This is a genomic window from Psychrobacter pacificensis (genome assembly GCF_900101915.1).
Classification (GTDB): domain Bacteria; phylum Pseudomonadota; class Gammaproteobacteria; order Pseudomonadales; family Moraxellaceae; genus Psychrobacter; species Psychrobacter pacificensis.
In genome coordinates this window covers 15,046-40,344 of record NZ_FNAL01000015.1, presented here as the reverse complement: position 1 = coordinate 40,344, position 25,299 = coordinate 15,046, and the positions used below count along the sequence as shown (strand labels likewise).

18 protein-coding genes and 1 other RNA gene are annotated in these 25,299 nt (G+C 43.1%); 11 read left to right on the top strand and 8 right to left on the bottom strand.

The features are described 5' to 3' along the window. Nucleotides 1-359: 359 nt before the first annotated feature. The 5 genes from serC to ffs form a co-directional block, all read right to left on the bottom strand. Nucleotides 360-1,496, bottom strand: a complete 1,137-nt coding sequence (gene serC, locus BLR43_RS09570) for a 3-phosphoserine/phosphohydroxythreonine transaminase (RefSeq protein ID WP_093070788.1) — start codon at nucleotides 1,494-1,496, stop codon at nucleotides 360-362. 92 nt (nucleotides 1,497-1,588) lie between these two features. Next, nucleotides 1,589-2,479 (bottom strand): DNA polymerase III subunit psi, encoded by an 891-nt coding sequence (locus BLR43_RS09565; RefSeq protein ID WP_093070785.1) that lies wholly within the window; start codon nucleotides 2,477-2,479, stop codon nucleotides 1,589-1,591. 62 nt (nucleotides 2,480-2,541) lie between these two features. Beyond that, on the bottom strand, nucleotides 2,542-5,421 hold the full coding sequence (locus tag BLR43_RS09560) for a M48 family metalloprotease (RefSeq protein WP_093070783.1): 2,880 nt from the start codon (nucleotides 5,419-5,421) through the stop codon (nucleotides 2,542-2,544). A 39-nt stretch (nucleotides 5,422-5,460) separates the two neighbouring features. Next, nucleotides 5,461-6,057: a LemA family protein gene (locus BLR43_RS09555; protein WP_093070780.1), complete on the bottom strand. Its 597-nt coding sequence runs from the start codon at nucleotides 6,055-6,057 to the stop codon at nucleotides 5,461-5,463. Nucleotides 6,058-6,266: 209 nt separating this feature from the next. Further along, an RNA gene (gene ffs / locus BLR43_RS09550) (signal recognition particle sRNA small type) lies at nucleotides 6,267-6,363 on the bottom strand. Nucleotides 6,364-6,615: 252 nt separating this feature from the next. On the opposite strand from ffs, the gene BLR43_RS09545 reads away from it, so the two are divergent. After that, the gene (locus BLR43_RS09545; RefSeq protein ID WP_093070777.1) at nucleotides 6,616-7,332 is read left to right on the top strand and encodes an SIMPL domain-containing protein; all 717 of its coding nucleotides are present in this window, start codon (nucleotides 6,616-6,618) and stop codon (nucleotides 7,330-7,332) included. Between the two features lie 106 nt (nucleotides 7,333-7,438). On the opposite strand, the gene BLR43_RS09540 is transcribed toward BLR43_RS09545, so the two are convergent. Both BLR43_RS09540 and glnA read right to left on the bottom strand, forming a co-directional pair. Continuing rightward, complete coding sequence (locus tag BLR43_RS09540) at nucleotides 7,439-8,131, bottom strand: DUF4124 domain-containing protein (RefSeq protein WP_093070775.1); 693 nt, start codon at nucleotides 8,129-8,131, stop codon at nucleotides 7,439-7,441. 222 nt (nucleotides 8,132-8,353) lie between these two features. Continuing rightward, nucleotides 8,354-9,763 carry a type I glutamate--ammonia ligase gene (gene glnA / locus BLR43_RS09535; RefSeq protein WP_093070773.1) on the bottom strand — a complete coding sequence of 470 codons (1,410 nt, stop codon included), beginning with the start codon at nucleotides 9,761-9,763 and terminating at the stop codon, nucleotides 8,354-8,356. An 814-nt stretch (nucleotides 9,764-10,577) separates the two neighbouring features. Between glnA and BLR43_RS09530 the strand changes: the two genes are divergently transcribed. From BLR43_RS09530 to BLR43_RS09510, 5 genes are all read left to right on the top strand, one after another. After that, nucleotides 10,578-11,201 (top strand): anthranilate synthase component II, encoded by a 624-nt coding sequence (locus BLR43_RS09530; RefSeq protein ID WP_093070771.1) that lies wholly within the window; start codon nucleotides 10,578-10,580, stop codon nucleotides 11,199-11,201. A 101-nt stretch (nucleotides 11,202-11,302) separates the two neighbouring features. After that, nucleotides 11,303-12,424, top strand: a complete 1,122-nt coding sequence (gene trpD, locus BLR43_RS09525; RefSeq protein ID WP_093070769.1) for an anthranilate phosphoribosyltransferase — start codon at nucleotides 11,303-11,305, stop codon at nucleotides 12,422-12,424. 72 nt (nucleotides 12,425-12,496) lie between these two features. Then, on the top strand, nucleotides 12,497-13,372 hold the full coding sequence (gene trpC, locus BLR43_RS09520; protein ID WP_071001626.1) for an indole-3-glycerol phosphate synthase TrpC: 876 nt from the start codon (nucleotides 12,497-12,499) through the stop codon (nucleotides 13,370-13,372). A gap of 107 nt (nucleotides 13,373-13,479) precedes the next feature. Then, nucleotides 13,480-14,211: a Smr/MutS family protein gene (locus tag BLR43_RS09515; protein WP_071001627.1), complete on the top strand. Its 732-nt coding sequence runs from the start codon at nucleotides 13,480-13,482 to the stop codon at nucleotides 14,209-14,211. Nucleotides 14,212-14,382: 171 nt separating this feature from the next. Continuing rightward, nucleotides 14,383-15,015 (top strand): DNA-3-methyladenine glycosylase family protein, encoded by a 633-nt coding sequence (locus BLR43_RS09510; RefSeq protein WP_071001628.1) that lies wholly within the window; start codon nucleotides 14,383-14,385, stop codon nucleotides 15,013-15,015. Between the two features lie 40 nt (nucleotides 15,016-15,055). Here BLR43_RS09510 and BLR43_RS09505 read toward each other — a convergent pair whose 3' ends face one another. After that, nucleotides 15,056-16,969 carry a mechanosensitive ion channel family protein gene (locus BLR43_RS09505; protein WP_406947895.1) on the bottom strand — a complete coding sequence of 638 codons (1,914 nt, stop codon included), beginning with the start codon at nucleotides 16,967-16,969 and terminating at the stop codon, nucleotides 15,056-15,058. A gap of 457 nt (nucleotides 16,970-17,426) precedes the next feature. Here BLR43_RS09505 and BLR43_RS09500 point away from each other — a divergent pair, with 457 nt between their 5' ends. From BLR43_RS09500 to BLR43_RS09480, 5 genes are all read left to right on the top strand, one after another. After that, nucleotides 17,427-19,340 (top strand): TonB-dependent receptor plug domain-containing protein, encoded by a 1,914-nt coding sequence (locus BLR43_RS09500; protein ID WP_071003612.1) that lies wholly within the window; start codon nucleotides 17,427-17,429, stop codon nucleotides 19,338-19,340. A gap of 334 nt (nucleotides 19,341-19,674) precedes the next feature. Next, on the top strand, nucleotides 19,675-21,099 hold the full coding sequence (gene ahcY, locus BLR43_RS09495; RefSeq protein WP_093070766.1) for an adenosylhomocysteinase: 1,425 nt from the start codon (nucleotides 19,675-19,677) through the stop codon (nucleotides 21,097-21,099). A 13-nt stretch (nucleotides 21,100-21,112) separates the two neighbouring features. Further along, nucleotides 21,113-21,961 (top strand): methylenetetrahydrofolate reductase [NAD(P)H], encoded by an 849-nt coding sequence (metF, locus tag BLR43_RS09490; RefSeq protein ID WP_093070763.1) that lies wholly within the window; start codon nucleotides 21,113-21,115, stop codon nucleotides 21,959-21,961. A gap of 297 nt (nucleotides 21,962-22,258) precedes the next feature. Continuing rightward, on the top strand, nucleotides 22,259-23,125 hold the full coding sequence (locus tag BLR43_RS09485) for a 16S rRNA (uracil(1498)-N(3))-methyltransferase (RefSeq protein ID WP_071001632.1): 867 nt from the start codon (nucleotides 22,259-22,261) through the stop codon (nucleotides 23,123-23,125). Between the two features lie 160 nt (nucleotides 23,126-23,285). Continuing rightward, nucleotides 23,286-24,998, top strand: coding sequence for a sensor domain-containing protein (locus BLR43_RS09480; RefSeq protein ID WP_093070760.1), 1,713 nt, complete (start codon nucleotides 23,286-23,288; stop codon nucleotides 24,996-24,998). The last annotated feature ends 301 nt before the right edge of the window (nucleotides 24,999-25,299 follow it).

Sequence of the window (25,299 nt, the reverse complement as noted above, 5' to 3'; positions counted from 1 at the left end):
AATTTCATCATAACAAACTTAGGTTTTTTAACCTAATATTTTGCCATGTTACGCGGCGTCAGTGCGACATCCATCAGTATGACATCATTGGTATAGTGAAACCATTATAAAAATGGTATAGCAAGATTAAACGCTATTTTTCGCAGCCTCTGGATACGCAGTTACAGCAAGCAAGAAAAGCAGCGTTTAATCGAGCGCGTTTCCTATGCTGTATCAATTTTATTGAGGTTCTACTATATTAGATGTAATGGCAGCAGATATTGAACGCTTTTTACTCAAACTGTGCATCGATCAATATACTCATAAAAAAAGACGCAACTTATAAAAGCGGCGTCTTTTATTTTAAAGTCTAGTATGACCTATGCATGCTTTTTCTCAAACGCTATCATAAAATCAACCAACTGCTGTACCCACTCAAGTGGCACGGCGTTGTAAATACTGGCTCGCATACCGCCTACGTCACGATGGCCTTTTAGATTAAGTAGGCCAGCTTTTTCTGACTCTTCTAAGAACACTTTATCAAGGCTGCTGTCTGCTAAAGTAAATGGCACGTTCATGATAGAGCGATACTGAGGATCGACTGGGTTGTGATAAAAACTGCTCTCATCGATTGTCTTATAAAGTAAATCGGCTTTTTGCTGGTTGATTTTGCCAATAGCAGCCACACCACCCTGCGCTTCCAACCAATCAAATACCAGTCCTGCTAAGTACCAAGAGTACGTCGCTGGCGTGTTAGACATAGACTCTTTGTCTGCTTGGTGCTCATAATTCAGTAGCATAGGACACCATGCGCTAGCCTGCCCCAACAGATCATCACGGATGATTGCAATGACCAAACCTGCAGGACCGATGTTCTTTTGGGCACCTGCATAGATCATACCAAATTTAGACACGTCTATCGGCTGTGACAAGATACAAGATGACATATCGGCAATGATTGGCGCGTCTACTTGTGGTGGCTCAAATATCTGTATACCATGGATAGTCTCATTGGCACAGTAGTGAAAATAAGCGGCATCGTCACTCACATTCCACTCACTTTGGGCGGGTACAGTCGTAAAGTTGTCCTCTTTGCCAGTCGCGACCAAGTTAATCTTACCCAGACCAAGTGCTTCATAGCGCTGGGCTTCTTTAATCGCCTTACCTGACCATGCACCCGTCGTCAAATAATCGCCGCGTCCACCATTGAGCAGGTTCAATGGAATGGCAGAAAACTGCAAGCTAGCGCCGCCTTGCAAAAACAGCACTTTATAGTTGTCTGGTATCTCCATAAGCGTGCGTAGCTTAGCTTCTGCTTTGTCAGTAATCGCCATGTACTCTTTACTACGGTGGCTGACTTCCATGACCGATAGGCCGCGACCTTGCCAGTCGAGCAATTCGCTCTGAGCACGCTCCAATACGGATGTTGGCATGGCGGCAGGGCCAGCACAGAAGTTTGGCAGACGATGCGGGGTACTATTATTAGCGGTGGGTGTAGACGTTTGGGTTATAGACATAATCACAGTCCTAGGTATGATGAAATAAAGAAGCGACCTTTATTTCAGTTTGTTGATAAAAAAATTTACATCGATATCAGTTTTAATATCACTCAATGAGATATGCGCTCCCACAGCTGACGTTTAGCATCACTATCTACAATCATGTCATCTAATGTAGGCACAGTCATAAGGTTGGGGTGCTGAAGACCTTCAGGTAGTACTGTTAAAGCAGCAACTTTTATCTCTTCGCGCAGACCAATTCTAAAGACATATCCAGCAAGGCTGGCATTGGCAAGCTCTACTGTGTCCATACCGGCGCAAATCGGAAATGAGGTCGTCTCATGAGTCATTGAGAGTGCTTGAGTGATATTATTCCATAGCTTTTGGCTATCACTATTAAGTGCCTGAATATCAACCAATATCACCCAATCCCCATAGCGTCCACCTTGTAAGCTAAATGGTGCTACCTTTTTCAAGCTGTCGTCATTTACACTATCACTATTATGACTGCTTTGAGATAATTGCTGTGGCGCAATAGGCGCAGTTGTTGACTGCACCACTTCATCTATAAAAAATGCGGCGGTTTGGTTTGATTCGATATCTGGACTATTGTGAAGACGAGGTGCATCTGAAGTAGCAGATATCTCATTGCTCACACTATCAAAACTATAGGTGACTGGGCTTTGCTCGGTGGCTGCCTGTTCATGAATACCTAGACCATGAGCATCGTTATTCACATCATCATGGTTGCTGCTATAAGAGTCATTCGTATCATAACCACTGGTCGGCTGAACGACTGTCTCTACAGCAGCTCCAGCACTCGCGGATTCAGTATCAATAGAGCCACTATTTGAGTGCTCAACCGAATCTATCGTGATATCCGCTATATTTACGGTACTTGACTCAGGCCGCACCCATTGATTGATACCCATCATCGCTAGGATTTGGCGCTGCTGCACACGGCGCTGCAATACACTTAGCGGGTCTTGGATATCACTCATACGACTCTACTATCCTAATTATGTTGTCTATATAGTTTTTTAGATGATTTTGGTAGTTCTTATCAAAAAAGCTGCCGTACGCCTAGCCAGCGCTCTGACATTGCGATCAGGCAATCATATTCATCTTGGCTGATTATCGTATCGTGTAACATCACGGTATGCAATGTACTTAGCCATTGTCGATACTCATGATGAGCAGGTCTTATCGTGCTATCGTCATTATAATCTATTTGACTACCATCCTGTTGTCTCTCTGGATAATTAGTACTACCCAAAGTATTTATGGGGCGATTGATAGAATGAATAGTAGAAATAGGAACCGCAGCAATAATCGCTAATAATTGAATACTATTTAAGTGTTGTGCCGTTAATAACAACCATTGCAAATTGACATCGCTCACTGTCGTCAAATCAATATAAACCAAACGCGCATGACGTCTTAAATCTACAATGTAATGCGCCACACTCTCATCACCTTCACTCAATAATGAGCGCTCATATATTGAGATCATCTGGCCTTTAGCGTCTTTTGATAGGCGATACGCCAGTAAAACTATTTCCGAAATCTGAGCATTGCTCAGTGCTTCAAATACTTGACCTGAAGGATCTAGCTGTACCCTTACGCCTTCTATACCAGTTTTGAGTGTCTGTGATGATAGAGCTTGCGTATCCGTATCGTGTAAAACCTCAGACAATATCGGTAGTAACTGCTGTAATTGTAACGCTTGCCATAATGACAGTATGGATGATTTTTGCCTCTCTACAGCTAATGAATGATTGAATGAATTCGCTGCCGAGTAAGAGCGATCACTCGATATTTTTTGATCTACAGAATCACAAGCTAAGCTTTTAGTTAAGTCAGATGTCAGCTGTTGGTGAAATAACTCAACCATACCTTGTTGGTAACGCAACAACATCGTACGGCATTTTGCTTGTTTTTTATAGTACTGATCGCTTTCGTGACTGTGTTCGCTGTCACTTCTAAGCTTTAATTTTTTGATATGTATTTCAGATAAGTCATGACGACGTAACTGGGCTAATGCAAATACAATCAAAGCACTGTCCAAACGTCTATCCAAATTGGCCACTATGGCCAGTAGCTTAGCATCTATCCTATGGGGTAATACTTGCTTATGACTAGTAGAGTCACTTTCAATAGAAAAGCCCTCACCCCAAATATCTGCCAAACCATATAATGCATTTGTTGACAATGGTTGATGCTGATGGCAAAGCATGACTGCTTCTATTAGCGCTTGTGCACCAAGTGGATGATAAATATGATCGAGTACATATTGCGGGAGTGACACCTTTTGAATATCGCTCGCTTCAATTAATGTATCTTCTGGTAGGTGAGCGTCAGGTCTGGCCTGCCAAGGCTTCAGCAAATTATCGGTATCTATTGGTGCTATTTCTACCTGCAAGCGACCATCGATAATGGTATCTACCTCTTTAGTGAACTCAAGACCTTTATCTGTCTGGCTTTCACTGTTACTTGCAGTGTTATTAAAAATAGCGTTCTGCTTATGGTTTTCTTCTGCATCAATATCGAACAATGATCGATGCGGCAATTGAGACTTTTGAGACTTTTTCTGTGAATTTTTGCTTAGGCTATTTTTTATTACAGCTCCCCAATCACCTAGATGGCGCTGCCGATATATTTCTTTTATCTTCTGCTGATTGATCCGCTTTTCTTTAACGACTTGTACGGCAAACTTACGATAGGCATCAGCATTAATAGCACTCATACGCTCCGTCAAGCTTGGATGAGTGGCAAACCAAGACACATCACCCAAGTCCGCGCCACTACTGGCAAAGAAAAAATGGCTGAGTCCGTTGATATCAGCAACACTCGATAATCGTGAGCCCAGTGAATCTTGGTGAATAGCTTTTAAGGTTTCTATGATCGCAGGCGAGCGCGTTAATTGTACGCTGGTTGCATCAGCAAGTAACTCACGCTCACGATTAAAGCTGTGTTTGATTAGCTGGGCACTTGCCATACTCGAGAAGCTCAGACCATGGAGCAGTAGTGTCCAGACACTACGGGGTGCTCTGTGAGGCATCGCTGGTGTATTTTGTACCCATCTAGACTGATGCTGGTGAGACTGCTGTTGCCAGTACGCTACCCACTCGCTGTGGGTCGTAAAGTGATTAGTCTGAGCTTCGGTATTGCGCGCGCGTCCATCAACGTGTCTCTGTGATAGAGGAATATCGGTGGCAACTGTATTGTCAGAATAGCGAGTATTAGGAATGGGATCGCTCCAATCATATAGAATCTGTAGGCCAGCCAGTACCACCATCAGCTGTAGATTGAACGTGGCATCCCCATGCAAGATATGACCATACTCATGACCAATCAGCCCATATAATGCTTTATCAGACAATTTATCTAGCGCGCCTTGGGTCACGATAAGCACCATATCTTGACGATGGCGACCCGCGACAAAGCCATTGATTCCTTGCTCATTGGGTAGTACGTATAAGAGAGGCGCAGACAAACCTGACGCAATCGCTAACTGATGGGCAATTTCATAATAACGACGATAGACTGGTGGGAAATCACGCTCGCTTCGTACTGCTATATGATGTGAGCGATAGTGAACTTTTTCTTTGATTTCATGTTGATGCGCGACCCCATGGCTGTGCTCCCATGGTTCCTGACTGTTATCAATAAATAATCTGACCGCCCCTACTCGCTGGGCAATAGCGCGACCACCCGCTCGCAAACGCCGATATTCTAAAAAACTCCCACCAACGAAACTGCCTACTATAAAGAGAATGACTAGCATCAATACCCAATGATATATACCGCCTGTGAATACCGTTAACAGCAGTCCCATGATAGCCAGTGCCACCACGATATGGGCGAGCACAATAAGAAAAAACAGTCCATACAGTAATAGACTGCGGCGTGTACGTATCCGCTGTTCACCAAAAAAATCCATCAACTGGGCTGCCTAACCTTGGTCAAATTTATCTAAATCTTAGCCCAGATTAACATTCGGTGCTTTAGCAATGGTATCTCTGTCTGCAAATACCAAGGGACTAAGCGGACGAAAACCAAAGGTTGTACTGACAAGATTGTTAGGGAACACTTCACGATCATTATTATAAAACATCACACTATCGTTATAGTGCTGACGAGCAAAACCGATTCTGTTTTCGGTATTGGTCAGCTCATCCATCAACTCTTTGATCATACTGTCCGCTTTAAGCTCAGGATAGGCTTCTACCACTGCCGAAAACTGACTCAACGCTTTGGACAACATGCCTTCTGCTTTGGCAAATAGTGCCATGTGCTCTTGTGAGTCTGGCTGATGCTTATGCGAGTCTTGTAGGTTTTGAGCATGATTACGTGCGCTAATAACTCGTGTCAGTGTCTCTTCCTCATGAGTCAGGTAACGCTTAGCTGTTTCGACTAGATTTGGAATCAAATCATGGCGACGTTTGAGCTGCACATCTATCTGCGCAAAGCCGTTCTTTGCTTGGTTACGTGCACGCACCAATTTATTAAATATGGACACCCCAAACATAACGATTAGCACCACAAATATAATGAACAGCCAAACAAACATCTTCATAACCAAACCTCAAAGTGTCTAGAATGTTATTAAAACTTAATACATTGTATTTTAACGCATATTAATCAATGACGCTTTTAATTTAAATAAGAAATCGAATGAAATTTTAGACAAAAAAAAGCCCTTTACAATGAAGGGCTTAATACAGAATACCGGTATATTAGGTACTTTATTAGAATATCTATCAAATTTTAGGCAAAAAAAAGCGACTCCATCAGCACATCCTCGGCACACATCAAATCTATTACCGTTGCTACCTTCCGGTCCTGGCGGGATTCATAGAACAATGTTGCGAGGCTACCAATGGAGCCACCGGATGAGATTATACAAGGATTTTTTAATTTTACAACCCCTATCTCAAAACTGTTTGTTTTAATCGAAAAATAACCCAGTAACCTAGCTCACAAAATTCTCACAGCAACTTATACAGATTTTGTTATTTTAGTGAATGAAGTTGCACACATGTCAACACTTAAAAATAAGAGGTACAACTTCCTTTGTAAATACCTTTTGAAAGTATTCATATGAATACCCTTAACATTGATTTAGGAGATAACCATGAAAAATGCTCTATTGAATAAACTGGCCATCGCTTCTGGTACTGCTTGTTTAATGACAGCCATGATAGGTAGCGCCCATGCAGAGCCAACAGGCTATGACCAACTGACGTTTCAGACAGAAGTAAAAGAAGAAATCCAAAACGATGAAGTACGTGCCAGCTTATATAAAAAGGCTCAGGCAACGGATGCCAAAACTTTAGCCACGATGCTTAATACGTCAATCAATAATGCCATGAAAATTGCCAAACGCTACCCAAGCGTGACTGTGAGCACTGGGCAGCAGCGTACCTATCCACGCTATGACAAAAACGACAAAATCATTGGTTGGACAGGTCAAGCAAACATAGACTTGAAAAGTACAGACTTTGCAGCAATCAGTCAGCTGATTGCGGATTTACAAGAAACCTTAGTCATGGATAATCTTAATTTTGGGGTTTCAGACACCAAAAAAGATGCATTAGAGCAAAAACTAATGACAGAAGCGTCTCGCGCCTTCCAGCAGCAGGCCAAAAACCTGACGCGCGCTTGGAATGCACGCGGCTATCGCGTCGTGAATGTTAATTTGAATACCGGTAGCAACTATCCACGCCCAATGTATAGCGCTATGAGCATGAAATCAGGCATGGCAGACGAGTCGGTACCAAGCCAAAGCTTTGAGTCTGGTAATAGCACTATCTCAGTGACTGCCAATGGTACCATTGAGCTGACCAAATAAGTAAATGACAACAGGCTTATTTAAAGCTCAGTAGAAGCAATACATAAAAAGGGCAGACGCGATGATCACGTCTGCCCTTTTTATTTATATATTACTAATGACTTTGCTATTGAGATACAGCGTCATTACCGCGCATTTTTAACAAGACCTTTTGGTGCCATGGCAAGCGCTCGTAAGCAAGCAGCTGCTCGGCAAGCTTCTTTTTCTTTTGTAGAATCAAGGTGTTTTGAATGACATGTACCGTACGATTGACCTGCTGCCCTGTTTGTCCTGATACCTTCTTAACTACAGCGCGGATGCTATGCGGGCCTGGCTGCAGATCGACTGTCGCGACAGAAGCACTTAATCCTTGGGCGATTTCTTTACCATCCAAATATATACTCACTTGATCGCCATTCTGTAGCGCAGGCTTTACATCAAGCGCGATGACGATACTCTGTGCAGGGCGCTGATAGGCACGCTCTGTACTCGGCTCAATCATACTCAACTGATAGTTGATATTCACCGCAGGTTTGGTGGCAGCGGCAGCTGGAAGATCAGTATTGCCTCTGACCTCACTTGGCATTCCTTTGGGGGCGCTACTTTCGCCGGTATTAACGCTGGTCTGGCTGACTTGTTTTCCTGCCTGCTCCTCATAGGATTGCGGACGATCGGTAAAGGTGATTTGCCCTGTTTGCTCATCAATCACTTTATAGATGGGTGCTGCGTTGCTGAGAGGCGCACAAAGACTAGCCATGATAGCCAATGCTCCTAACTGTATATTACCTCGTAACAAATCTCGCTTTGATAACAAACTCATAGTCAGTCAACCTAATTAGTATTTACTATTAATATACTTTTATAAGAACTATTATGCGACACTTTTGGTGCAAAATCAGTAGGATTTGATGTGAAATCAATGGTATTTAAAAAAATATCATCCATTTATACCACTATCTTTTCCAACAGGTACAAAAAAACCAGCCAAAATTCACTTGACTGGTTCTTTTTTATCGAATTAACTTAACGGACTAATTCGTTATTAGCAGCTGTAGTACATGTCAAACTCGACAGGGTGTACAGTCACGTTTAGGCGTTGTACTTCTTCTTCTTTCAATGCAATAAACGCTTCTAGCATGTCTTTAGTGAACACATCGCCTTTTAACAAGAAGTCATGGTCATCTTTTAGTGCTTGCAATGCAACATCTAGACTCTCTGCAACCGTTGGGATTTGTGCTTCTTCTTCTGGTGGCAAGTCATATAAGTTCTTGTCAGCCGCTTCACCTGGATGCATTTTGTTTTGGATACCGTCAAGACCTGCCATCAATAGCGCGGCAAATGCTAGGTATGGGTTCGCTGTTGGATCTGGGAAACGCGCTTCGATACGTACCGCTTTTGGGCTGCTTACATGTGGCACACGAATAGACGCTGAGCGATTAGACGCTGAATACGCAAGCTTGATAGGTGCTTCATAATGCGGTACAAGGCGCTTATAGCTGTTCGTTGATGGGTTGGTAATTGCGTTCAGCGCACGAGCGTGTTTGATGATACCGCCGATGAAATACAGTGCCGTTTCAGATAGTCCAGCATACTCATCACCAGAGAAGGTGTTTAAACCATCTTTTGAGATTGACATATGTACGTGCATACCTGAACCGTTGTCACCAACGATTGGTTTTGGCATAAAGGTCGCTGTTTTACCAAACTGGTGCGCCACGTTATGGACAACATATTTCAATTGCTGAACTTCATCCGCTTTACGTACCATCGTGTTGAATGCAACACCAATCTCAGACTGGCAAGAAGCCACTTCGTGATGATGAACTTCTACGCGGCCTTCACCAACGATTTCTTCGATGCGTGCACACATGACAGAACGCATATCGTGTGAACTGTCGATTGGTGGTACTGGGAAGTAACCGCCTTTGACGCGTGGACGATGCGCCATGTTGCCCCACTCGTACGTCTCGTTAGTTGACCATGCTGCTTCTTCAGCCGTGATTTTATGACTCACGCCAGACATGTCAACTGACCATTTTACATCGTCAAATACAAAGAACTCAGGCTCAGGACCAAAGTAAGCAGTATCACCAATACCAGTGGATTTTAAGTACTCTTCAGCGCGGCGTGCGATAGAGCGTGGGTCACGATCGTAGCCTTGTAGTGTTGATGGCTCGATAATATCGCAAGTCACGACGACAGTAACCGCATCAAAGAACGGATCAACGAACGCCGTTTCTGGATCAGGACGCAAGATCATATCAGACGCTTCGATACCCTTCCAACCAGCGATAGATGAGCCGTCAAACATTTTGCCATCTTCCATGACATCTTCATCGATAGTCGATGCTGGGAAACTGATGTGCTGCTCTTTACCGCGCGTATCAGTGAAGCGAAAGTCAACCCATTTAGCATTAGAGGATTGAATAAGATCTAATAATTTGTTCGACATACATAATCTCCGTTGTGTTGGTCACGTTATTGCAATTTAAAATTGTTGGTGCCATTTCTTGTGCAAGAATTCCAGATGTCCTTCCAATACCAAACAGCGCATTCGATATTATGCTTATTATCAGCACTATTTGTTGGATTAGTCAAGACACTCACCTAAGACGCTTTCTTAATTAGACCAATAGTCATCTCAATGGTCTACAAACATCCTAAGTCAATTCTCATATCATTCTAGCAATATATAACTCGTCATGCTGAACTCTTCTGGCACTTATGAATAATTATTTTTAGACCCGTTTTTATGGTCATCAATAATCATACCAACTTCAATAATGCAAAGGCTATGCCAATATCTCAAAGAAATTACTATTTACCTCACTTAAAACAAAATTTTCCCAATAATTACAGAGCCTTACGCAAAATAACTTTTATATAAAAATATATTTTTGCTAACAACCTTTATATTGAGAGGTTATTCGACGCACTAATTGTGATAATTTTGCACTATATTGGTGCTGAGAAAATCTTATAATTATTATATTGTTCTTTTACGGTGCAATAATAAAATATCGATTTGCTGATGTTTCTCTGATCGTGAAATCATTATGATGAGAGAAAAATATTTTTATGTAATGCTTATTTAGCTAGCCCATGCTCTGCATTTGATAGAGAACAAAATAGTGGTAAGATAACCGCGCGCCATAACGCCCTATGTCGTAATCATAGCTGCTTGTGTTTGGTAACTAAAGCCCTGAACATCGGTAGGCGTATATCCTATATTACAAACAGAATAAAACTGATAAGTTGAAACCTTCATGATTTTGATGATCGATAATTACGACAGCTTTACGTACAATATCGTACAATATTTCGGTGAATTGCAGCAGGACATCACCGTTTGGCGTAATGATCAAGTGACTATCGAGCAGATTCGAACGTTAGCACCGGACGTGATTGTTATTGGCCCAGGTCCATGCGACCCTGATCGTGCGGGTGTTTCGCTCGAAGTTATCGAGACATTCAAAGGCATTATTCCGATACTTGGTATTTGTTTGGGTCATCAAGCGATTGGGCAGGCGTTTGGTGGGCAAGTCGTCAAAGCAGGTGAAGTTATGCACGGACGGTTATCAGCCGTCTATCATAATGACCAAGGCGTATTTGCCGGACTACCAAACCCATCGCAAGTCACACGCTATCATTCACTTGTCATTGATAAGCGTACCCTACCAGATTGCCTTGAGCTGACCGCATGGACGCAGAACGTTGATGGTAGTATTGAAGAGATCATGGGTATCCGTCACAAGTCACTTGCCATAGAAGGCGTCCAGTTTCATCCTGAGTCCATTTTGAGCGAAGCAGGTTATCAACTACTTAATAACTTTTTACACACTTATGGCTTGGCAAAACTAGCATCAGATGCGCTACCACAGGTAGGCTAGTTTTGACTTAAGAACCTGCTTTCATTACTCTATCTCAAATCATAGATAGATTCACACAAAAAACAGATTCACATAAAAAAACAATCATAAGCGAGATCATCATGAGTACGACAAAAACAGAAGAAGCTCACACGCCAGAGGGTATTGCAAAACTGTCTGATGCCCAAATACATCAATTATTGACGACGGCTTTGAGTAGAATCTTTCAGCACATCGATTTGACCTTTGATGAGATGTATCAAGTGATGCTGATTATCATGCAAGGTAGATGTAGCGACGCGATGATGGGCGCTATTTTGACAGGTCTACGTATGAAAGGCGAATCCATCGATGAGATCACCGCATCAGCCAGTGCGATGCGTGCGCTGGCTGCCAATATTGAGCCAAAAAACTGCGACTATTTGGTCGACATCGTTGGTACTGGCGGTGATGGTGCCAACTTATTTAACGTATCGACTGCATCGGCATTCGTTGTCGCGGCGGCTGGCGCACAAGTTGCCAAGCATGGTAATCGTGGTGTCTCAACCAGATCTGGTAGCTCAGATTTGCTTGAGCAAGCAGGCATCAGTCTTGCGCTGACTCCAGAACAAGCAAAAGATTGTATCGAGAATGAAGGGATTGGATTTTTGTTTGCGCCCAACCATCACAGCGCCATGCGTTATGCCAATCCTGTACGTCGTGAGCTAAAAGCGCGTACCATCTTTAATATTTTAGGCCCATTAACCAACCCTGCTGGTACGCCCAATTTAGTTATTGGTGTCTTTACCGCGCAGCTGTGTGAGCCAATTGCCAAAGTCATGAAAAACCTAGGCGCACGGCATGTCATGGTCGTCGGCGCAAAAGATGGTTTGGATGAAATCAGTCTAGCAACCTCGACCACAGTTGCTGAACTAAAAGATGGTGAAATATCCGTTTATGAGATGATGCCAGAAGATGCAGGTATTGAATCGCAAACCCTGATTGGTCTCGATGTCGACTCTCCTGAGCAAAGCCTTGCACTGATCCGCGCTGCTCTATCTGGTGCTGATACCCATGACCGTGCTGTACTTAAAGCCCGCGATATGATTGCTTTGAACGCAGGTGCGGCAATATATACCGCCGGACTTGCCAGCAATTATCCTAATGGCGTTAGCCGAGCTCAAAAAATCATCCAAAATGGTGATGCTTTACTCAAGCTTGAGTCTTTGGCCAAATACACGCAGCAGCTAGTGATTGAGGGTTGATTTATACGCACCAATACAGTGCAAAACTATATATCACTACCTATTTACCTTTAACAATATTCGGATAACAGCATGACCACAACTCATTCAGACATACCTTCGGTACTACAGCGCATTGTCGCAACCAAAGTAGAAGAAGTAAAAGCAGCTCGCGCGGCGCTATCCCTTGCAGACTTAAAAGCGCAAGTCGCAGCTGCTAACAAACCGCGCCGAGGTTTTGCTGCTGCCCTACGTGCTGCTAGCCCTGAAAATAATGGTGTTGGCATTATTGCTGAAATCAAAAAAGCCTCGCCATCTAAAGGCGTTATCAATCATAATTTTACCCCTGCTCTATTTGCGCAGCAGTACGAGCAAGCGGGTGCCAGCTGTCTATCAGTGTTGACTGATCGCGATTATTTTCAGGGCGATGATACGTACCTTATTCAAGCGGCAAATGTCTCAAGCTTACCAATACTTCGCAAAGATTTTATGATTGATGTCTATCAGATATATCAATCTTACTTAATGGGTGCTGACTGCATCTTACTCATCATGGCCTGCCTAGATGACACACAAGTACAAGAGTTGCACGCGCTCAGTATTGAGCTTGGTATGGATGTGTTGATAGAAGTGCATACACAGTCTGAGCTTGATCGGGCGCTACAGCTACCACGCTCAGCGCACAATATTTACGGTATTAACAATCGTGATTTAAACACGTTTGATGTGGACCTACAAACCACGCTCGATTTGAAAAATATCTTAATCGAAGCACTCTCTGCTGATGCTGATAATGCCGATCAAAAACCACTGATCGTGACCGAGAGCGGCATTCATAGCAGGGATGATATTCGGCTTATGCTAAGTCATGATATTCAGCACTTTTTAATCGGTGAACAATTTATGAAAACCGATCATCCGGGACAAGCGTTACAATCCTTACTTGCGGGCGTCGCAGTAGACGAGTAAAGTAACTCAATAGTTCAAGCCTCAATAGAATCAGATAGCTTGAATAAAATATTTACCCTATAAATGACTCAACTTTTCATTCATCAACCAACGATACGTTAACTTTTATGTCAAACTCTCTGTTTTCAAAAGAAATGCAAGACCAACTTAAAGAATTAAAAGGCCAATTGAGTAAAGGCCGTGATACCAACTCACCTGAAGGTGAAAACCAAAAGCCCACTGAGCCTGTTACTTTGCCAACGCAAAAGCAAGTGAAAAAGACCGTCAAGCAGCTAGACAGTGAACATGTTGACGATGACAAAGTACTGTTCATGCAAGCTATGCATGGTGTCATTCAGCTAGAAGACAAAAACGTACGCTCACCTACTAGCACGGCAAGAGTAGGCAAACCTGATGCCGCAACACTATCAAAACGTGCGGCCGCTCAAGGCAGTGAAGCCAGCGATTTAGGCGCAGGCTTGTCAGACATGCAAGCCCTACTGAACCCTGTCGCCGCTGAAGCTTACCTGTCATATAAGCAGCCAACCTTGCAAAACAAAATCTTTGACCAGCTCAAAAAAGGCAAGCTGCGTTGGTACGATGCGGTAGACATCCATGGCTGTACGATAGAAGAAGCACGTGACGCCATGACTCAGCTACTGAGTCAAGCGAAGCAAAAAAATGAAACCATGGTAAAAATCGTCCACGGTAAAGGTAGCGAAGCAATTCTAAAAACCTGTGTCAATGGTTGGTTACGTCAATTGCCAGAAGTATTGGCATTTTGCTCTGCACCGCCAAAAGACGGTGGCAATGGCGCGGTATTGGTACTGCTCAAAAAGCCTAAAACAGATGGCGAATAGAAGTCATCGCTTATGATAACTCTATTAAATAAAAAAGGACTGCTTACTTGCAGTCCTTTTTTTATCGATTATCCACCTGTCAATCCTTAACGATTATTCCTTTGATATTCACCTATCAGCCTTTACTATTGAATTATCCACTCACTATTTAACTACCAAAGTGACATCAATATGAGCATACAAACCATTGAGACACCCCAAGAGCTATCCGAAAACATCAGCGCATTGATTGCAATTGAGCCAAAATTCGCGGCTATCTACGAGCAAGTTGGTCTACCTGATCTTAGGCACAATGCAGGTGGGTTTGAGCAATTAATGAGAGCAATGGTCGGTCAGCAGTTGTCTGTTGCGGCGGCGGCAAGTATCTGGAAGCGGTTGGTTGATGCTGCGTTGACAACGCCGTATAAAATCGGTGAAGCAACTGACGAGGCTTTAAAAGCTCAGGGATTGTCTAAGCAAAAAACTCGCTATATCCGCTCCTTAGTGGATCATAATATCGATTTTGCAGCTTTAGAAAATATGCCTAATGAAGACGCCATCAAAACGCTTACGGCGGTCACTGGTATCGGACGCTGGACCGCTGAGATGTACCTGCTCTTTTCTTTAAAACGCGCAGATGTGCTTGCTGTTGACGACTTGGCCATCAAGGTTGCGGCGATGGAGTTATTAGGCTTAGCAGAACGACCAACACCCAAGCAGCTTAACAACCTCACTCAGCACTGGTCACCGTATCGCAGCGCTGCCAGCTTACTGCTCTGGTCATACTACGGCTTATTACGCAATAAAACCGCAGTACCTTTATAGCTGACCGTGTAGAATAATTGCCTATATGGAAAAATCACTTCTAAGGCTGATTCCATATAGACAAGCTAAATTTGTTTTTAGTATGCTTAAATTTGCTTTTTCTTAGCATACGACTTTTGTGTTTGAGCGCTTTGAGCGCACCCTTTCTACTGACAGTTGCCATAGATGACTTTTGGTTATTTGCCATATCATCGTTAGCATTGTCGGTGTCTTTGTTGATAGTCACATCATCAGAATTATTATCATCATTGTCTTCTAAACTGACATTTGTTTCATTGCTATTCGTATCGCTATGGTCTTCTGAGGCGTCATCCTCTGTTTTAACAATATTGTTTTCCATATGATGTTCAAGCTCCGCTTGATTGACAATCAGCTGCTGGGTTGGCAATGCATGTTCGACATCATATTTTGCGACTTGGTTTAATACATCAACGAACACCACGTTTTGCTTATCATAAAACTCCATCACATCATTGGCATTGATATATGCCTGTAGCTGAATGACGTAGCAGTCTTGGCGTAGCTCTAAAATATTAACTTGATTCCACTCTTGGTTGGTCATCTCATGCTCTTTTAAAAACTCATCTAAGTCTTTGACCATCTTGAAGACCACATCGATATCCGCAGTACGCTTCAGATACAACTGATGAAAGAAGCGGAACATATCACGCGAGGTAAAGTTTTCAATCTGCATCGATGAAAAATCACCGTTTGGCACCGTGACAACGGTCCGTGTCAATGTGCGCACACGTGATGAGCGAATACCGATGTCAATAACAGTACCTTCATAAGTGCCAAATTTGCAATAATCACCGATACGTACTGGTGAATCCGCGACGACTACGACACTACCAACAAGGTTTTCAATGGTCTTTTGTGCACCAAGTGCCAATGCCAAACCACCCACACCCAGTGCAGCAATACCTGTGGTTAAGTCAAAACCCAAATTACCAAAAATGACAATGACCGCAAATATTAAGAGTAGCGCTTTGACGACTTTTCGGAGCAGTCCCAAGATTGAGACACGCTCAGTATAGTTTTTCTTATAGCTTAGGTTGACCGCTCGAGTAAATATGGCATCAATAACTCGTAATAGCAGCCAAGTTAGCGCAAGCCAAGAAGCAATATCAGTAAAGCGATTGACTGGTTCGCGCAGCGTGACGGACACACCTGCATAGACCATCACTTCAGATAAGATCAGCGCCATAATGACCACAGAAAGCGGCAGTATCACTTTGTCAGGTAATGGCAAAGGCACGCCGCGCACACGAGGATAAACAATCCTCAATAGATGGTATAACAGCCATACTGCGATATAAGTGAGGACAAAGCTACTCACAATCATGGATAGCGCAGCAACCAAATCAGCCAGCTGATAACCAAAGAGCTTTTTGCCATCTAATGAATCCACCGTGTAGCGCGATACCAAGGTCGGCTCTGAGTTTTCTATCACTTCCGGTATAGAACTCAGCGTCTCACTCGAGAACTGCCAATACTGCTCGTTCTCCTTGGAGACCACTCTTTCTAGTAACAACGACACACTTTTTTCACCGATGTTAATCACACCGACATTTTCTTGACTTGGTGGTAGTTGATCGGTGAGATTGCCCTCAGGGGTATTACTGATTTGCAAATCAGGTTGGAATCGCCCACCCGCATCAAGCGCTTGTTTAAACTGACGTACGACAGTCGTTGGGTTATCGGACTTGGATAAATTTAGATAGTTACTTGCCAGCAAGTAGTCGTTTTCGCTCAGCGCACTGATAAAACCCTGTACAGTATGACGCGGTGTATCTCGCCCAAATGAATCAGGTAAAGGTGTAGCTACCGTCTCCTCACTACTATCACCATTCACGCCAAGCGCGCCCGCATCCACAGCAAAAGCAGTATGCGGCACCACCATACTCAACACGGCAGCCAGCACCAGCGCTATGACTATAGAGGATATTTTGATGATGGAATTTAGGAGAGAGGACGCGGTACTGGGAGTCAGATTATGCTGAGTAGACAAAACAAACCTCTTAACTTTATGAGTGGCACAATGAAGAACACATAATATCGGCACTATGATAACAATTATTTATAACAGCAGTGCTTTTGATTATAGGTTTTTGTCGCTAACTGTGTGAGTCAGTTGTTTTTAGCGCTCTGTGCAATCCATTCCGCTTACTAAAATAATAGGCGTTAATAAAAAAGTAGCTCTCTAATTAATAATCAGCATCTCATCATGAATTATATTCATCCTACCGTGAAGAAACATTAGGTTAAAGTGGTTTATAAAGGCGGAACTTTTGTAGATAATGAGCGCAGTTTTGCTTATATACTGTTTTTTGTAACTTTTGACACCTTTTACGTCTTAATAGTTATTTTTTATGTCTGTATTTTTTAATTTGATTATTTTGGAATTGACCATGTCTTTATCACGTTCATCTTCACGTACCTATCTTCGCCTAAGTATCTTAAGCACGCTTGGTTTATTTGCAGTCAACACAGCAATGGCGGCGACCCCTGAGATAATCAATACTAACGATAGCGAGATGCCCCAAGTTGAGCTTGACAAAATTGTCGTAACAGCCACGCGTACGCCTACCAAAACCAGTAATGTGATTGCACAAACTCGCGTGATTGATAAGGAAGAGCTACAGCGTTATCAAGGTCAGACGGCACTTGACGTTTTAAAACGTCAGCCAGGGTTCAGTCATTACACCAATGGCGGCTCAGGGACTACCTCAAATTTTTATATGCGCGGTTATGATAATAAACAAATATTAGTACTTATTGATGGTATACGGTATAGCTCGTTAAGTGCGGGCGGCGCCGCGTTAAACTTGCTACCTGCTGATCAAATTGATCGAATTGAAGTTCTCTATGGAGCATCAGGTTCTAGCATCTACGGTGCGGATGCGATGGGCGGTGTCATTCAAGTATTCACTAAAGGCGGCAATATAAATCGAAGCAGTATGTCAGTTACCGCTGGTGTCGGCTCAAATGATCAATACTTATACGGTGCTAGCGCACAGTTCGCTAACGAGACTGGCACGACATTGAGTTTGTCAGCTAGTCACAATGAAGATGACGGCATTAGCGCCAAGCTGCCTAATGCAGTTGGTTATAATAAAGATGAAGATGGATTTGAAAGCGACAACGTAAGTATTGCTTTAAATCAACGTATTAATGATCAATGGTTGGCAGGCGCCAGTGCTTTGTACAGTAAATCCACTACCGATTTTGATGATGGTGATTATGAGAATGCTCATGCTGATCAAGAAAACGGTAGCGCTCAAGCATACGTAGATTGGCGTTATCTACCAGGCTCTTCACTTAAATTACAGTATGGTCACTCAATTGATAAAAGTGACTCTTCTAGCGAATACGGTGGAGTGTTTGACAGCAAACAAGATCAAATCAGCTTAGTAGGTCAACATCAACTTGCGGTCGGCCAAGGCGTTTACGGCGTTGAGTACCTAAATCAAAGCCTAGATAGTAGTGAATATGACATTGATGATCGCGATGTGACCAGTACCTTTTTAGGCTATGTTTTGGCAACTAACCAGTTCGATGCCCAAGCTAATATACGTTTTGATGACAACTCACAATATGGTGATGAAACCACTTATAATTTCGGCGGCGCCTACCATATTAACCCTGAATGGCGTATTGGTACCAGCTACGCAAAAGGGTTCCGCGCACCTACGTTCAATGATATATACCCTGGATATGGTGGCAACCCTGATCTACAGCCGGAAACCAGCGACAACTATGAAGCCTTTGTTGAATACAGCACACCATTACAAGCTACACGGCTGACTGGCTATTATAATGATGTTGATGATCTAATTTCGTTTCCAGAAGGCACAGCTGTCAATGTAGATAAAGCTGAAATTAGAGGTGTATCATTAACATCTGATTGGGTTATTGATAGCTATTTATTTGGTGGTAGCTATGACTATCAAGATGCTAAAGATAAGAGTGACTATACTGGCAGAGTAGATTTTAGTCAGAATGCCATAGATTACAGTGGTAACCACCTTCCTTATCGTCCTGAACATAAAGGATTAGTCTACATAGGCTACCGTTTACCAAGTTTAGATATACGCGCTGAATATCAGTATGTGGGAGACTATTACAGCAGAATTACCAATACTGACGCTCAATTTGTAGACAATTATGGATTGCTGAACATCAGTGGTAACTATAAGCTTACTGATAACTTGTCTATGACGGCACGCTTAAACAACATCACTAACGAAGATTATATAACAGATATTGGCTATAATACTGACGGTACTAACTTTTTCACCTCTTTAACCTATAACTGGTTCTAAGCCTGTCTAGCAGTATAAAAATCCTATCATTATCAAAATAAATTAAGGTCATCAATCGATGGCCTTTTTTTGTATGAGTAAATACTCCAAACGCTTACTATTTATATCAAGCAAAAGGTGACAATTAACCACTCATCTATTACAATAACGACCTCCGAGAGGTGTTGCGCCATAACAGTGATTTACCGCATTAACATTCTATCGTTATGCAGTCACAGGTTATGTTAGGCTCGGTTAACTGTTGGCTACCTATTCTTGGTCATCAACAGCGCAAACAACGGCACCTGCGTTTTTATTCTTTTTATCATTCGTTAACCACTGATAGGAGCATATTATGGACGCAGTGTCTACTACACCCTCTGCCCATACGATCGATCCCTCTTTTACTGACTATAAAGTCGCTGACATCAGCCTTGCTGATTATGGCCGCCGTGAAATTACCCTTGCCGAAGCTGAAATGCCTGCCCTAATGGGCTTGCGTCGTCGCTACGAAGCAGACCAGCCGCTAAAAGGCGCGAAAATCGCTGGCTGTATCCACATGACTATTCAGACTGCTGTCCTCATCGAGACACTAGTCGCACTAGGTGCGGAAGTCCGCTGGACCTCATGTAATATCTTTTCGACCCAAGACCATGCTGCTGCTGCGATTGCTGCTGCTGGCATCCCTGTTTATGCGTGGAAAGGCGAAACAGAAGAAGAGTACGAATGGTGCTTGCGTCAGCAAGTACACGTTGGCGGCGAAGCCTCAGGTCAGCTGTGGGATGCCAACTTAATCTTAGATGATGGCGGTGATTTGACAGCTCTTGTTCACAATGACTATCCGCAAATGCTCGATATTATCCATGGTATCTCAGAAGAGACCACCACTGGTGTACACCGTTTGGTTGAGATGTTGAATAAAGGTACATTAAAGGTGCCTGCCATCAACGTCAACGATGCAGTTACCAAGTCTAAAAATGACAACAAATACGGTTGCCGTCATAGCTTAAATGACGCTATCAAACGTGCTACCGATATGTTCCTTGCTGGTCGCCGCGCTTTGGTTATCGGTTACGGCGATGTAGGTAAAGGCTCTACGCAAAGCTTACGCCAAGAAGGCATGATTGTCCGTGTGTCAGAAGTGGATCCTATCTGTGCCATGCAGGCATGTATGGACGGCTTTGAAGTATTATCACCATACATCGACGGTGACAACACTGGCGGTGCAGACAGCATCAACAAACGCTTGCTTGAAGACACAGACTTGATTGTCACCACGACTGGTAACTATCACGTTTGTGACCGTCATATGCTAGCGGCCCTTAAGCCTGGTGCGGTTGTATGTAACATTGGTCACTTTGATACCGAGATTGATACTCAGTTTATGCGTGATAACTGGCGCTGGGTTGAGATCAAGCCACAGGTGCATCAAGTATTCCGCTCAGATGATGAAAACGATTATTTGATCTTGCTTGCCGAAGGTCGCCTAGTGAACTTAGGTAATGCTACTGGTCACCCATCACGCGTCATGGACGGCTCATTTGCCAACCAAGTATTGGCTCAAATGTATCTGTTCGAAGAAAAGTTCGCTGATCTGCCGACTGATGAGCGCTTTGATAACTTATACGTAAAAGTATTGCCTAAGAAATTGGATGAAGAAGTGGCCGCTGCGATGGTTGCAGGCTTTAACGGTACATTGACTAAGCTGACCCAAAAGCAAGCTGAATATTTGGGTGTGCCTGTCGAAGGTCCATTCAAACCTGACGCTTATAAATACTAAAAGGAGCCTGACTGTGAGTAAGCCTGCTTTCTCCTTTGAGTTCTTTCCTGCAAAAACCGAGCAAGGTCACGAAAAGCTTCTTAGCACTTATGATGAGCTAAATAAGTTGTCACCGGCGTATTTTTCGGTGACCTACGGTGCGGGCGGGTCAACTCGTAGCCGTACCTTAGACATCGTACAAGCACTAAGCGCGCGCAGTGAGACTGAAATTGCGCCGCATATGTCTTGTATCGGCGATGACAAAGCGCAAATCGCTGAGTTACTTGAGTTTTATAAAAGCTTAGGAATCAGACGTCTTGTCGCACTACGTGGCGATTTGCCATCCGGTCAGGTGGGTATGGGTGAGCTGCCATTTGCGGTAGATTTGGTCAAGTTCATTCGTGAGTACTCAGGCGATCACTTCCATATCGAAGTGGCGGCCTATCCTGAGATGCATCCACAAGCGCGTAGCTTTGAGTTTGATGTTGACAACTTGGTGAATAAGTACCGCGCTGGTGCCAATGCATCGATCACGCAGTTCTTTTATAATGCAGACAGCTATCTGTATTTGCGTGACACGTTAGAGAAACGCGGTATCGATACCATTGCCCAGCCATTGGTAGCTGGCATCATGCCGATCACCAACTCTAGTAACCTGATACGCTTTGCTGATAGCTGCGGCGCTGATATTCCGCGTTATGTGCGCAAGCGATTGGCGGATTTTGGCGATGACAGCAAATCTATTCGCGAGTTTGGTTTTGATGTGGTGTATCGCTTATGTGAGCGCTTAATGAGCGAAGGCGTGCCAGCCATGCATTTTTATAGCATGAACAAAGTTGAGCCAAATAAACGCTTGGTTGAAGCATTAGGACTTACTGTTTAATACTTGATAATCTTGATCATTAAGCAAGTATATAATGAATTTATAACTAACTGGCGCTCTTCGGAGTGCCAGTTTTTTTATTGGAAAATTTTATCTACTGGACATTCATGTATCAAAAAACACATTTCATCTTAATGTATTTCTTAAATTTTTCTGACTATATGATAATGTCGTTTATCCGTTGAGCGCTGTTATCTGGCAGTAATTATCATAAAAGGAATGCCTTTCGTGGCATCAAGTGATATTCTATTGGGTCAATAATAACCGCTCACAATCAAATAATAGGAATAAGACCAAGTGCGACGTTTTTTTTATGCCATTAATAACGACAATATTGATGCTATGCCTTTACCTAAGCTGGGTGACCTACCTCTAGGGAGCCACGTTGAGTTGCCAGACAGCATCGTCCATCATTGGTGCCGAGTGCTGCGTGCAAATATCGGTGATCAAGGTATCTTGTTCGATGGATTTGGTGGTGAATATAAAGTAGAGCTAAAAGCAATCAGTAAAAAAAACGCGACGGCTACCCTCCTCACTCATCTAAAGGATGATCGTACGGCGCCTATTATTAGTAAAATCGGCTTAGTAATGAGTCGCGGCGAGCGTATGGATTATGCGGTACAAAAAGCAACCGAGCTTGGCGTCACGGCTATTCAACTGCTTAGTAGTCATCATGGCGAGGTCAATCTGAAACCTGCACAAATCGAGAAAAAACTGGCTCACTGGCAACAAGTCGCTATAGCAGCCTGCGAGCAATGCGGCCTGAATCGCCCACCTCTGATACTTGCCCCACTATCTATCAATGAATGGCTGAATCAACCTGCGTCTGATGCGTTGAATACAGCAACATTGGTCAGTCCTATCGTCTCTATACTCAGCCAAGACACTTATTATCAAGTGCTACGTAGCGCTGCAAATCTACGTATGCAGATGAGTGTGCCAGCAGCAGGACAACCTGCAAAACCCGAGAAACTGGCCTCAGTTCTCAAGCAAGAGTCTCCCTATATTGAACTATTGATTGGTCCTGAAGGAGGTCTCAGTGACGATGAATGTCAAAAAGCCGAATCTGTAGGTTTTATGCCTTGGCAAATTGGCAGTAGGGTATTACGTACAGAGACAGCACCCGTGGTTGCATTGACTACTTTACTCGCTTTGTATGGTTAAAATCAGTATTATTAATGAGATTTACTATCATTTATAGACACTTTAAAATAGAACTTTTGTTTTATACTCTGTAGAATCAAAAGTGATCTTAGTTTTAATTTAGTAAATTGAATCACAGTACTTATTTTTTATAAGCCTTTATTTTTTGTGAAACATTATTATGAGCAACTTTGACCCCATTCCAGTATCGATTAAACAGCGACTCATGGCCCAACTGTGTGAGCAGATCGAAGATGCTATTTTTGTGCTAGACAGTAATTTACGCTATCTATCTGTCAATGCCAGCTATGAGCTTATGATTGGCTATAAAGAATCCTTTTTGGTCGGTCGTCCACTCGGTATTTACGCGGCTGAATTTTTGTCAGAAGAAGAGCAGCTTATCCTAAAAGAGATTAAGGATAATTTAAGAGAGTCAGGTTTCTACAAGTTGGATTTTTCCATGGCCAATCGCTATGGTGAGACGATCGATTGCCAAATCACCTATCGTAAAATTTGTATCGACCAAACGGTATTTCATGTGGGTATGCTACGCGACATGTCTGCCGTCGTTAAAGATCAAAAGCAGGTTGCTCATTTACTCAACTACGATCAACTCACTGGATTGCCCAATCGCAAAGTGTTTTTGAGTCAGGCCAGTGACGTTTTATTAGACACTTATCAAGAAGTCGTGATTGTACGTCTCAATATAGACCGCTATCGCAATCTGGCAAGCTTGCTGGGATCTGAGGGAATAAACACTTTAATACAGAAGTTTGTGAAACGTATCAAAGAGCTCCATTTAGAGCATTTACGCTGCTTTTCCCACTTTGGCGGGGATGACTTTGCGTTATTGTTTGAGTGTCAAGATGGCAATATGGTACGTCATCAATTAGATACGCTCATGCAGATGTGCGAGATACCCTTCACAATGAATGGAAACGCGGCCACAAATGCAAATATCTACTGCCATATTTCTGTAGGCGTCAGTTACTTTCCCAAAAATGATGCTCAGGTAACAGGACTGTTGAGCAAAGCAGAAAAAGCCTTACAGTATGTCAAACAACACGGCGGCGATGATATCCGTTGGTATGACAAAACGATTGAGGAAGCCACTTCAGGTAGCCTACAGTTAGAAGCCGATCTGAGAGCAGCATCGGCTGAAGGACAGTTTATACCCTATTATCAACCAAAATTCTTATTGGATACGGGGATTATCACAGGGTTTGAAGCACTAGTTCGCTGGCAACATCCCACTCGCGGTCTACTCAAACCAAAACATTTTATCGATGCTATTTTGACCCATAAGCTCTCGTTTGAGCTGTTTTCACAGATGGCTAACAAGATTGCCCATCAGTTATCTGAATGGCAACAGCAAGGGTTTTGTCAGCATATCTGCATCAATGCCGATGCGGCCGAATTTAGTCATCCTGAATTTTTTGACATGGTGAGCGGCCTATTGGTACAGCACAATATTGCGGCGTGTCAGTTGCATATCGAAGTGACCGAATCCTCTTTGATTCAGCGCCATGATGATGTCAGAAAACAACTCAACTCTCTCAAAGAATTGGGCGTCCGTCTTGCCTTAGATGATTTTGGTACGGGCTATGCATCCTTGAGTTACCTGCAAGACTACCCCTTTGACTTTATCAAAATTGATAAGAGCTTTATCTCAAAAATTGATACCGACCGTACTCAGCATGCCATTGTAAAAGCCATTCTAGACTTGGCAGATGCTCTAGACATGCATGTGGTGGCAGAAGGTATAGAAACCGAACAGCAGCGCGATGTGTTGCTCGATATGGGCTGCAAAAATGGACAAGGCTATTGGTTTGGCAAACCTGTGCCCGCTGATGTGGCCACTGAGATGCTGGTCAAACAGTATGCCACCGAATAGCTCTTGTTTTCTGGGTATCATAAAACCGCTTATTGGCGCCTTTGCCTCTGAAGCGGTTTTTCTTTATGTGAACGTTATTTTTATGATGAAAATTGGCTGATATAACTCTGAATCTTTGATCTGTCCTGTTGTATATCGGTCAATGTTTCATAGGGTTATTAATGATTCAGATTGAGGCCTAACGTTGATTGCACAATCGATGCAAGACAGGTTCATGACTTATCAGTGCTTTCACCAAACTTGTATAATCGCTAATGAAAGCCTATCTTTTATAGTGAATTTGTTAGAGCACATTTAATCT